The organism is Pedobacter terrae (assembly GCF_900100705.1).
Lineage (GTDB): Bacteria > Bacteroidota > Bacteroidia > Sphingobacteriales > Sphingobacteriaceae > Pedobacter > Pedobacter terrae.
The window spans coordinates 57,809-70,312 of sequence record NZ_FNCH01000022.1; the positions used below are offsets into that span (position 1 = coordinate 57,809).

The 12,504-nt window shown below is 39.9% G+C and carries 8 protein-coding genes; 2 read left to right on the plus strand and 6 right to left on the minus strand.

All coding sequences use genetic code 11. The features are described 5' to 3' along the window. Positions 1-19: 19 nt before the first annotated feature. Both BLR60_RS20895 and BLR60_RS20900 read left to right on the plus strand, forming a co-directional pair. Positions 20-1,066, plus strand: coding sequence for a sensor histidine kinase (locus BLR60_RS20895; protein WP_090503508.1), 1,047 nt, complete (start codon positions 20-22; stop codon positions 1,064-1,066). A 2-nt stretch (positions 1,067-1,068) separates the two neighbouring features. Continuing rightward, positions 1,069-1,791, plus strand: a complete 723-nt coding sequence (locus tag BLR60_RS20900) for a LytR/AlgR family response regulator transcription factor (RefSeq protein WP_090503510.1) — start codon at positions 1,069-1,071, stop codon at positions 1,789-1,791. Between the two features lie 217 nt (positions 1,792-2,008). Here the strand turns inward: BLR60_RS20900 and BLR60_RS20905 are convergent, their stop codons facing one another. The 6 genes from BLR60_RS20905 to BLR60_RS20930 form a co-directional block, all read right to left on the minus strand. Further along, on the minus strand, positions 2,009-3,424 hold the full coding sequence (locus tag BLR60_RS20905; protein ID WP_090503513.1) for a redoxin domain-containing protein: 1,416 nt from the start codon (positions 3,422-3,424) through the stop codon (positions 2,009-2,011). Positions 3,425-3,477: 53 nt separating this feature from the next. Further along, positions 3,478-4,698, minus strand: a complete 1,221-nt coding sequence (locus BLR60_RS24705; RefSeq protein WP_143009123.1) for a TlpA family protein disulfide reductase — start codon at positions 4,696-4,698, stop codon at positions 3,478-3,480. 10 nt (positions 4,699-4,708) lie between these two features. Then, positions 4,709-5,992, minus strand: a complete 1,284-nt coding sequence (locus BLR60_RS20915) for a TlpA disulfide reductase family protein (protein ID WP_090503516.1) — start codon at positions 5,990-5,992, stop codon at positions 4,709-4,711. 20 nt (positions 5,993-6,012) lie between these two features. Beyond that, positions 6,013-7,098, minus strand: a complete 1,086-nt coding sequence (locus tag BLR60_RS20920) for a TlpA disulfide reductase family protein (protein WP_090503518.1) — start codon at positions 7,096-7,098, stop codon at positions 6,013-6,015. Positions 7,099-7,293: 195 nt separating this feature from the next. Continuing rightward, positions 7,294-8,748 (minus strand): RagB/SusD family nutrient uptake outer membrane protein, encoded by a 1,455-nt coding sequence (locus BLR60_RS20925; RefSeq protein WP_090503521.1) that lies wholly within the window; start codon positions 8,746-8,748, stop codon positions 7,294-7,296. 19 nt (positions 8,749-8,767) lie between these two features. Beyond that, positions 8,768-12,304, minus strand: coding sequence for a SusC/RagA family TonB-linked outer membrane protein (locus BLR60_RS20930; RefSeq protein ID WP_167354798.1), 3,537 nt, complete (start codon positions 12,302-12,304; stop codon positions 8,768-8,770). Between the last annotated feature and the right edge of the window lie 200 nt (positions 12,305-12,504).

Genomic DNA, 12,504 nt, shown 5'->3' on the forward strand with positions numbered 1-12,504 from the left:
CCTGAAATCTAATAGGCTTATGAATAAAACTTTACACAGAAAAACTATGGATGCCAATTGGATGCTTCAGTTGATCATTTCAAAAAAATGCCGATTTAAACGCCATTTGTTACTAATCGCATTTTGTATTGTTGTTTTGTATTACAGTCCGCCAGACTATATAGAGCCTTTTGAAACCTATAACCGACTCGTTATTTTTTTTCAGATCACTTTATTGGCCTACAGTAATATGTATTTTTTTGTTCCTAAATTTTTGTTTAGAAAAAAATACCTGAGTTATGGTCTTTTCATGCTGTCAAGCATGGTTCTTTCATTTTACATTCATGAAATTTTTTCATGGTTTTTTAAACCTGATTTACTGCCTTATCAGGATGACAGTATTAACTTTTTTACCTTTTCGTTTATGATTATGATGCTAATTATTGCATCAGCAGCAGTTAAATTATTCCAGCAGTGGATAGCTGATGCTCAACTCATTCATGATCTGGACCTGGCGAAAACTAATGCAGAACTGGAACAGCTAAAAAATCAGATCAATCCGCATTTCCTTTTTAATATGCTCAACAACGCTAATGTTTTAATTGAGGATGATCCTAAAAAAGCTTCGCAAGTTTTGATGAAACTAAGTGATCTGCTTCGTTATCAGCTTTATGACAGCTCTAGAGACCAAGTATTATTAACTTCAGAAATCCATTTTTTAGAAGACTTTTTAAACCTGGAAAAAGTTAGACGGGATAATTTTAATTTTTTAATATCCAAAGAAGGTGAATTGAGCGGCGTGCAGGTTCCGCCCTTATTATTTATCTCATTTGTCGAAAATGCTGTAAAACATAATAATGATTCAGCGAAATTATCTTATGTAAATTTGTTTTTCGATGTCCGCCATACTGAGCTTTATTTCAAATGCATAAACTCAAAACCCGCTGTAAAAGCAGTTAATAAATCCGGGGGATTAGGTCTGACCAATATTAAAAGAAGATTAGAACTTCTGTTCCCTTCTTCACATGATTTGAAAATTGAAGACAATTCGGAAACATACTGCGTTACCTTAACTCTAAAATTATAAGAATGAACTGTATAATAGTAGATGATGAGCCACTAGCAAGAAAAGCAATCCAAAAACTGGTTAATGAGACAGACAATCTTGAATCTATAGCTTCATTTAACGGAGCAGATACGACAAGAGAATTTCTGGCAAAAAATGCTGTTGATTTAGTATTTCTTGATATTCAAATGCCAGGAGTGAATGGAATTGAATTTGCCAAAACTATCCCTAAAAAAACTCTAGTGGTGTTTACTACCGCTTTTCATGAATTTGCTTCTGAGAGTTATGAAGTCGACGCTATTGACTATTTGATTAAACCTGTAAAATTAGAGCGCTTTCAAAAAGCGGTTGAAAAAGCGCAGACATATTGTAAATTATTTCATACTAATCAAACAAACAGTAATATAGAAAACATAACCGACGATTATATTTTTGTAAGGGCAGATCGCAGAATGTTCAAAGTATATTTTAGTGATATACTCTATATTGAAGGGTTAAAAGATTATGTTATCATCTATATAGAAAATCAAAAAGTGATTACACTGATGAACATTAAAACTATCCATGATTTGCTTCCGAAAAGTTTCTTTGTCAGAGTCAGCAAATCATACATCATCAATGTAAACAAAATAGATTCTGTAGATAACAATACTGTATATATTGGAAAAACTGAAATACCGATTGGCAATATCTACAGGGATTTCTTTTTTAATGAATTTGTAACCAAAAAGATTTTGAATAAGTAACAAAAAGGGCTCTTCCGCATCTGTCAGAATAAACGTTACAATTCGGAAATCGAAGTCAAAATTTTCTCTGATAATTCTTCCTCTTTCTGAGCATGTCTAAGCATTATGTTTGCCACGGAAGCACGAAAAACACGGAAAACTTTAATCTTCTCCGTGATTTCTGTGTTTCCGTGGCTAATTAATTTTTCCACATGTTTTAAAAGCAATTTCCCTGTAATTAAGATTTGCGCGCCATCTCGACCATTTGTACTATTTCTTCTGCGGCTGCCTCATTTTTCCCCTCAAAGCCAGATACCTCAAACCGCACTTTACCATTGCCATCGATGATAAATTTCGCAGGTATACCGTCTATTTTAAAGGCATCAGCAGCAGCACTATGCTTAGTAACCGGATCTCTCGGATCCATATAGAGGTCAAACTTGTAATTGCGTTTATTCAGGAAGTTCTTTGCATCAGCAAGGGGATTTGGATCATTGTCCCAGGTGTGTATGAATAGGAATTTAACATTAGGGTCATTGGCATATCTATTTACTGCCATTTGCATCGCAGGAAAGGAGGCCACACAAGGACCACACCAAGTAGCCCAGAAATCAAGAACAATTGTTTTGCCTTTGAAATCTGCCAGGGAGACTACTTTTCCGTTCACATCTGTTACTGTAAAATTGGGTGCAGCCTTGCTGATCATCAATTTTGAAACCTGCATCTTGATCTTGTCAATAAAAACGTTCTTTAAGGCCGTAATATAAGCCTCAATATCCTTACCCGGATATAATGCCGAATATCCTTTTCTAACCTGTTCAATATATCTTTGATCGAATTTACCTTCTCTTACTGACTTAGCTAAAATTGGTAAAGCCTCTTCGTACTTGCCGTTCAGACTGGATAGGAAAGCATAATTTTCGATCAGTTCCCCATCTTTATTTTTAATACTGTTATAGGCTTCCGTAGTGTATTGATAGGCCTCATCATTTTTACCCGCATTGAAAAGTAACTTACCGTAAAGGTTGATGTAATCTTCATAGGCTGCTTTCGGATCTATCTTTAGAGGTTCGCTTAAAGCCGTCTTACCTTTCATTTTCTTTGCTTCTTCTAATTCTCCAGTCGCAAGTTCTAATGCTTTAGTGTTGTTAACTGCGGCCATAAGTTCAATTGCCATTACCAAGGCCCTCACCTTAAATACAGGATCTTTCATCGAATTGATGTGTTGAAGAACTTTCTTTGCATCTGGAACTTCCGCATATGTGCTGGACAACAAACTCTTCTCCATGTCAAGATTGAGGTTTGGATATTCCTTTATCAAAGACTGAAGATGTAGTTCCATTTCTGGAATTCCCTTTAATTTCAAAAATGACGCTATCCTCATCATTCTTGCATTCTCACTTTGCGGGTATTTTTTTTGCAGCGTTTTAGTCAAGGCTTCTTTTTTAGCTGCATTCTTATCATAGTACTGGATTAGTAACATCAAATCTTTATCTGTACCATTTTCTAAGGCCTTTATCTTTTGCTGGCGAACCTTCACATTTTTTTCACTTCGTAGTGCCTTTAACTTTGAATCAACCGCCGCTTCTTCTCGTTGTTGTGCCATCATGCTTAAGGAACTAAGCATCAAAATAGCTAGGATTATTTTTTTCATTTTATGGTCTGTTATTAAATATTCTCCTTCATTTCAATTCTAGCCAGTCAGCACTACTTACCTGATGAACGTGCTTTAGTAAGCTCTACCATCGCTTTCAATTTATAAAACTCCTTATCGTCTGACCCTGCGTAACCTATCCCTGTTTGATTGATATTTCCTTTGGCATCAATGATAAATTTCTGAGGCGTACCTAGAGCCCCCAAAGCTTTGAAAATGGCTTCATCATTATCAAATAATACATTGAGTTTATAGCCCTTCTTTTCCAGATATGGCTTTGCCACATCCGGGCTCTCTCCCTCATTAATCACAAACAGCTGGAAGGGTTCACCTTTGTAAAAATCATTAGCCCGTTCGAATGCAGGAAATGCCGCAATACAAGGTTTACAAACGGTACTCCAAAAATCAATTACAACTATTTTTCCCTTGTAATCAGACAACTTAACGGCCTTACCGTTCATATCTGTCAACGTAACATCGGGTGCAGGTTTAGTGTCTGCAATCCATGCTTTCTCTACCTCCTTTGCAATTTTCTGGTAAGCTTCAGCCTGCAGTGCGGAGATATACTTTTCCACACCAGAATCATTACCCTTGGCTTTTTGATAAACAGCTTTCAAGGTAACTAGTGTTTTAGGTGTGGAGTTAGCAGTACGCACCGCATTAGATAAGGTATCTAATGCACGTTGATGATCACCAGCTGCAGATAAGATTGCACCGAGACGATTCAGGTAATTGGCCTTAGTATTTCTGAAATAAGCAAAATTTCTGAACGTTGCATCTACGCCAGACTTTTTAATGTTTGCCATGGCGACATCAATATTTCCGAGAATGGCATTAGCCATCGCGTTGACTTCAAGCAAAACGCTGGTTCGTCCAAACGTATCATCGTGCATTTTCTTTTGTATCTCCCCTAAGATTTGTTTTGAAATTTGCTCCACTACAGCAACATTTTTATTGTCATCCACCCAATACTCCAGCAGATTGCTCAAGTCAAATAACTGGAGTGCGGTAAACTTAGGATTGGTACTTTTATAGAATTTATATTTATCAATATTTCCTTTAATCAGCCAGTCTACCGCAAGTTGCGCACGATATTCATTGTATTGATTAGGCTTGGCAGGATCAGCTGGACGCTTTGCAATTAAATCGTTATAAAACCGTTCCTCATCCTCTACTTTTACAATATCATAAAATTCTTTAGCAAGCTGCTGTTGTGTCCGCTGGGCGTAAGCTGAACCCGAAACGAGCAGTAATAATAAAATTAGCTTTTTCATTCTGTTTGTATTAACTGTTTGCTTTGATGATTTCAACCATAGCTTTTAATTTGTAATATTCCCGGTCTGTAGAACCGGCATAACTGACACTATAGAATCTGATGTTGCCCATCGGGTCAAAAACAATCTTGGTAGGGGTCGCCTGAATGTCGTATGTTTTGTTGGGCTCGTCACGTAAAACGTCTAATGTAATTCCCCTTTTTGCTATAAAGCTTTTAATTGCTGGCTGTTCTTCATAAAGGTTGACCACAAACAGCTGGAATTCTTCCTTCTTATAATCCGCTACTACCTTTTCAAATCCGGCAAAAGCTGAAACACAAGGCGTACACCCTGTGGTCCAGAAATCGATTACCATGATCTTACCCTTATAATCAGAGAAGTTTACAGTCTTGCCGTCCAGGTCGATCAGTGATATGTCTTTAGCATGCTGTTTAGCAGTTAAAATGGGAATCTTTTTTGTATTATCATTTGGATCCAACATTGTTCCCTGAAATGGTATTTTGCTATCTGCGATGTACAATTTTTCAACTTCCTTATAATACTTTTGGTAGGCCACATCCTGCAGAGACTTGATCAGTTCCTGTAGTCCGTCCTCATTTCCATTTACTTTTTTGTAAACTTCTCTCAAAGTAGCTACTAGTTTAGGATTTGAATCAGCATTTCTCACTGCCTCAATAAGTAGATCTAAAGCCTTTTGTTGCTGACCTGCTGCAGCCAAAACAATAGCATAACGGTTCAGGTAATTGGATTTTGAGTCTTTGAAATACTTTGCGTCTCTCATGCTTTTAATTGTTGAAGATCGCGTTATATTTTTCATCGCGGTTGTTACATTACCCAATTTCGCATTGGCCATGGCGTTTACTTCCAGCAGAACACGCATCCTGTCTAAAGTTAATTCATCATTGGTCTTAACTTTATCCAACCTATCCAAATACTCCCGGGAAACTTGTTCGACAAGATTTAAATTCTTACTATCTTCTACCAAATACTCCAGGGCATAGGTAAAATCCAGGAGTTCTATGAAAGAAAATTCCGGATGGCTTTTAGTATAATACCGGTATTTTTCTAAATTTCCTTTAGCCAGCCAGCCTACAGCCAATGAACTCCGGTAGTCATTATATCGCGCAACTTTGGTCTTGTCCTCAGGTTTTTCCCGAAGCATTTCCTGATAGTATTTCTCTTTGTCTTCTACTTTAACAAGCAGGTTAAAATCGTCGTAATTGTACTTGTTTTTTTTCGGTTGTTGCGCCCAGGCCGAGCTGGAAATCAACAGGAACAATAGTATTTTTTTCATGATATGTGTTTTATTTATCTCTATTTAATCAATTCTGCAAGCGTGTTAAGCAAAGCCTTACCTCTTAAATCTTTGCCAACGATTTTACCCTTAGGATCAACCAATACATTTGCGGGAATAGAGGAAATGTTATACAGTTGTGTCACTTCGCTTTTGGAGGCTTTGAAGTCACATACCTGCTTCCAGGGAAGTTTGTCCTCGGCGATCGCTTTTAGCCAGAGGTCTTTTTTCTCATCTAACGACACGCCCAATACCTGGAAATTTTTGCCCTTATATTTTTCATAGGCAGCCAGTACATTCGGGTTTTCCGCACGGCAAGGCACACACCAGCTGGCCCAGAAGTCTACCAGCACATAACCACCCCTGTAAGAGGCCAGCGATATCGCTTTGCCTTCGGCATCATTTAAAGTAAAATCAGGAGCATTCTGGTTGCCGGAAAGGGCAAGTTTCACCTCATCCAATTTTGGTTTCCAGGCCAATACCTTTTCTGTATTTTGCATTCTTTTGCTCAGTGCATAATACATGGGCTCCACAAGTTTAGGATTTATTGAACTTTGTGTAAACAAGTCCATCAGATCTACACTGACGTAATTATCTGGAAAACGTTTCACAATGTCTGAAATCAGTCTTTCGTAAAATTCCATACCGACATCAACTCCTTTTAGCGCTTTACTTCTGGTGATGGACTCATTGCGATAAAATTCCCAGACTTTCTGCTCTGTACCGCCGCCGGTATAGGTAGCTATCCCAGCAGTGCCAAACGTGACATTAATATTGCCGTCTAAATAAAATAGCGCCACATTTTTCATTCCTCCATCTTCGCCCGACCCGGATCTACGTGCCCTTTCACCCGCCTTACGTGGGATAATTAAATTCAATTCCGCCAATTGTGGTCTTCCGATAGTACCGCTGAATTCAAATTTTCCATTTTTAATGTTTGCGGTATCCGCACGGTATTCGCCACCTTTATCATCTGGCGGATATGACATTACCGCACGGGTAGCCTTGTGCATTGAGGGAATCCTCCCTGTTATCTTATAACTTGTTTGTGCGTAAGCGCCTGTACATAACAGGATGAACGCAACCAACATTTTTAATTTTTTCATGATTTTTTAAAACTATTAGCTTCTATTGTTCTGAGTTAATGAACACTGGAAAGCAAGATTTTTTCCTATTAATGACTTCCGCGGCTGGGTTAAGTTGAGCAAGGGCCTTCTTCAAATAGTAATGGAACAGACCAAAACTCCGTCTGGTAGCTAAATAAATTTCCCTGCCAGACGAAGTGCTTCTCAAAGTAATTGTTAGTCGTTTTCTACTAATTGCGGATGCTGGGCCAGCAATTTTTTTCCGAATTTTAACACCAGATTTTTAGGAGCAAAAGTTAAGGTCTCAACGGTATTGCCCTCTGCGTCATAAATTTTATGGGAATAGGAAACTGAATTCCGGTAGGCCTCTACCGGATCAGTAGATAACCTCCGCATATCATACCAGCGCATCCCTTTCAGCGCGAATTCCCTGATGCGCTCCTGCAAAATAAATATTACAAGATTTTGCTGAGAAGCAGCAATAACTGATGGGACTTCAACTTCATCCTCCGGCATGCGTTTTCCACGTAGTAATTCAAGATCTGATTTTGCTCCCGCAAGATCATTCATCCGTGCTCTGAGTTCCGCCCTCATGAGGTACATGTCGGGTAGACTTACGCCCACCTCTGCTTCAAATCTTGGATATCGTCTCATTCCATCGGGGAACACTACTTCACCAAACAATTCGCGGCTCGAGTATATTTGCAATCTAAAGTCATTTACACCATAAAGTGCTCCGGTATGAGGAGTAGTCACAAATGTATTGGCAGAATTAATATTAAAGGAGTTGATACTCACATTGTATATGCTCTCCATATCTTCATTAATACTTGCCAATGGCATTAGTTGCGGACCGAAAGCATCAGGTGCTGCTGGCAACCATGTTCCATCAGGACCCAGTGTTTCATTATAGTCATACAGAGCTGGTGTTCTCGTTGCATCGCTCAATGCAGCAAAAGAATTATCAAGATGCACTTTCGCCTGTTCGTACTTGTGCATGTAGAAATATGTCCGTGCCAGAATAGCTTCCGCAGCGGCTTTTGACATTTTTCCAGTGTGCGCAAACGGCTTGGTCAAATTCGGTATGGCTTCATTAAGATTCTTAATGATAAAGTCATAAACTTCCTGAACTGTTGCCCTCTTGTATGAATTTTTTGTCACATCGGCAGCAATAATGATCGGGACGCCCAAATCAGTCTTGGCGGTGGCTTCGTTATAGGGTTTTCCAAATTCATTCACAAAAAGCAGATGACAAAGGGCTCTGCCAGCTTTTGCCTCAGCCATAATCTGGAGCTTTTGTCCTTCTGTTCCGCCTTTAGACTGCGTGACCTCTTCAATGATTTTGTTGAAAACATAATTTTGTGTCAGGTAACCTAACTCGGGCAATTGATCAGGCAGTAATGCAGAGTTGCTATATTCGAATAAACGTTGCCTGTAAACATCGGCTCCACTAAAATAATCATTTTGTGCGGCAACTTCGTCGCCGAGAAATGAGATGGCACTTGAAGCGCTGATCCTGGCCGTGTTAAGCAAAGATTCATAGTCTTTCGTATCCTGCGCAACGATCGCACCTTTGGGCTCCACTTCTAAAAATTCCTTCTTACAGGCGGTTAATATTACCGATATCGCAGCAAGAAAAAAGAAAACGTATTGTCTACTAAAATTATACATAGTTAAACTTCTTTAAAATCTAAAATGAAACATGTGCACCCAAAGTAATTGTACCCTGACCTGTGCGTACCGTTCTGCTGGATCCATAAATACTGGCGTTCTGGAATTCCGGATCTATTCCAAATTTATTTGCTTTCCAGAGCATTAAATTCGACAGCTGCGCACGAAATGTAATTCCCCGCAACTTCAAACTATTAGCTATCTGTTGAGAAAGACGATAGGCAAGTGTGATGTCTCTGACTTTTACAAATGAAGCATCAAAAACGTTGGTATTGGCAGCTGTATAGTATTGAAGATTTCTTTCGCTATTATCCCCACTATCAGCAATATAACGTGGTATATCTGTTGTCTTTTCATCGCCAGGGACTTTCCATCTGTTGGCAAAATCACTGTGCACATTGTTGTATATCGGCTCGCTCCAAAATCCATTTACATCTTTCATCATGACATGGCCGAGGTTGTAAACCAGATTGATATCGAGGGACAAACCTTTAAAGTTGAAAGCATTAGAAAGACCCCCAGCCCAAACCGGCTGAGTGGTACCCATATATTTTACGTCTGCTACGGTATTGATCTCCGGATCGGTTGTGATCGTGCCATCGGCAAGTCTTATCTGTGGGTTACCTTGGTTATTAAGCCCAACATAATCAAACGCAAATTGCGCAAAAGCAGGGTAACCTTCTACATAACGCTGACTGATCATCTCTGTGCCGGTTGTGATATTTCCTAACAGAGAAAGACGTTTCACTTTGCTTTTGTTATATCCAAGGGTAAAGCCCGTATTCCAAGAAAAATCCTTAGACACCACATTTACAGATGTCAAACTGACTTCAAATCCTTTATTATCAATGGCTCCAAGATTCCCGATTACGGTATTGTAGCCGGAAAATGGACTTACCGGCAAATTGCCTAGTAAATCTGTTGTATTTTTTATATATCCCTCAACCGAGCCGATTAATCTTCCTTGAAACAATGCAAAATCAACGCCCGCATTCTTGATTACTGTACTTTCCCAGCTTAGCTTGTCATTGCCAGGCGTACCGATAAGTAAACCTCTACCGGTAACATAATATGGGCCGGAGGCAGGGTTTAAGATGTCGTAGGAAGCAGCGGTTCCTGGCTGAGGAGCATTTCCTGCGATACCATATGTAGCTCTCAAGTCTAAACGTGACAACCAAGTAATGCGCTTCATAAAGGTTTCCTCACCAAGCAGCCATTTACCCCCAATACTCCAAACAGGCCTGTTCTGTGCAGACTTGTCCGTACCGAAGAGGTTACTTTGGTCATTTCTCCAGCTTCCGTTCAGGGTGTAGCGGCCGAGAAAACTGTAACTAAGGTTTGCGTAATATGAACTCGTTCTGATCACCGGGGATTGCCCTCCGGTAAAATTTTCAGCTAAAAAAGTCGAGGCATTGGTGATCGTATTTTCTTCAAGTCCCTCGTTCAACATTTTGTAATCGATCGGCTGGCCCGTTTGCAATTTATCGTCCCAGCCCCTTACTATATTTCGGGTTGATCGCCCAAACTGTGAGGTTGCCTCCTGACCTCCAAGAACTGTAACTTGGTGTTTGCCCCAGTTTTGATCAAAAACAAGCTGGTTACGAAGGGAGTAATTCTTTTGGTACAGGTTAGTTTCTGTTAGCCTGCCACCAGAGGAAGGGAGGTAATAAACCGGTGCTTCGCCTGGCAATGCAACGGTAAAGTTCAGCAATTCTCTGCGCACCGCATAGGATCCCGCATCCAGAAAATTAGTGCTGTTACCAGATAAGATATTATAGCCATAATTACCTTCAAATCTTAGGTTCTTAAGTATCTTTACGGTTCCTCCGCCAACAATCCTGCTATATACCTGCTCACTTTTGTTGTATCCCATTTTGCGTTCGTTCAGGGGACTGTACTCCAGGTTGATCCCACTCCGGTTTTGATAATTTAGGCGTCTGACATCGCTGTATCCGAGACCTTCGTATTGCCCCATATGATTAACTGTAAGCGGATTACCATTTGAATCTTCAAACAATTGGTAGGGTACCAGGTTAGTGCTTAAATCAATGTCGTTCAGTGAAGAATTAAGGTTATTACTGATGTCAGTTATTAAAAAAATTGAAACTCTTTTATTAAGCTCAAGATCCTGGCGAAAGTTAAATTTGTACAAATCATCTTTTTGACCGGGTTGATTTGATCTTGTTCCTGTGTAGCTTGCTGATCCATAAAAGGAATATGCTTTACTGCCTCCGGATGCTGACAGGGTCTGATTGGTCAGCATGGCGTTACGGTAAAACAAATCTTTGACCTGCGAGCGGTTGTCTATTGAGGCCAGGCTGTCCAGACTTTTACTCTTTTGTGCAGGAGAAAGCAGGTTATTGTACTGAATGACCTGATGCGGCCTCAGTGCATCCATTATTGAGGCCTGACTAAAGGGATACTTGAGTTTGCTTTCCTCAAATACCTCGTTAGCCGCCTGAATAAACTGTTTGCTGTTCAAGCGCTGTAGGTAATCGAGATCAGGTTTACCCTGGAAATTGACAAAGCCGTCATATTCAAATTTCAACTGTTCTCCGGCTTTACCTTTTTTTGTAGTAATTACTATAACTCCGTTTGCTGCCCGCGTTCCCCATATAGAAGCCGCGGTAGCATCTTTTAAGACAGTTACATCCTCGACATCCTGCGTATTGATCGCTGAAACGTTATCCTGAGGTAAACCATCAACAACAATTAGAGGTCCGCGGCTCGCTCCGCCCGAAGTTGGGTTGCCAAAAGAGTCATAAAGGCCAATTGTCGCTAAGCCACGGATCAGAAATGGGTTCTGAGTTGAACTTGGGGCATTATTCACAACTAATCCGGGCACTAATCCGTCGAGCCTAGAAAGGATGCTAGCGCTTCCTGAGCGATTTTTCATGATGTCAAGATCAGGTTTAGAAAACGAACCCGTACTCCGCTCCCTTGAAATTTGCTGATATCCTGTATTAAATTTAATTTCTACTTCTTCCAAATTGCTTGTAGCAAGCTCCATCTGTATTGTCCCTAAGTTACGCGCTGCTGGACGTTCGATAGGCTGGTAGCCTACATAAGCGATAGTTATGGTTAGATTATCACTTACATCCTGCAAAAAGAACTCCCCTTTTTCGTTGGTAGTTGTCCTTTTACGGGAATCTTCAACAAATACCGAAGCCCCGAATAAGGGTTTTCTATTTTCGTCGACAACCTTTCCGCGAATATCTATTTGCTCAAAAGCCGATTTGATCCGATCAATCATGCTCGGTTGAGTTAGTTTTTTAATGGTGACAATCTTGCCTTCGATTGTGTAGGAAAGCCCAGAGCCAGCCAACACGTTTTTCATGGCCTCATTGATGTCGACATTTTTAAAGCTTACATCAACAGGCTTATTTTTAGGAATGATCTTCCCATCGTAAAAGAAATCGTAACTGCTTTGCGATCTGATTTCTTTTAAAAGAGACTCTAAAGAAGCATTTTTCCGGTTGATGGTAATTTGCTGACCGAATGAAGAAGCACTGACCTGCAAAATAGATGCTATTAATAGTACGGTGGTTAATCGCATAATGAGCACGAGTTTAGAACAGAGGGGTTTGTAAGCCCCCCTGTATCTGTTAGAAATTTTATACATTTGTTTAGTTTGGTTGATTACAGCGCTCTAACTTTCGACGGGCAGGGTACTGTAGTTGACATTTAGTTAATTCCAAGCTGTTCCAGTTCCAACATGGTTGGGACTGGTTCTTTCTTCAAGATACTATGGTAAAT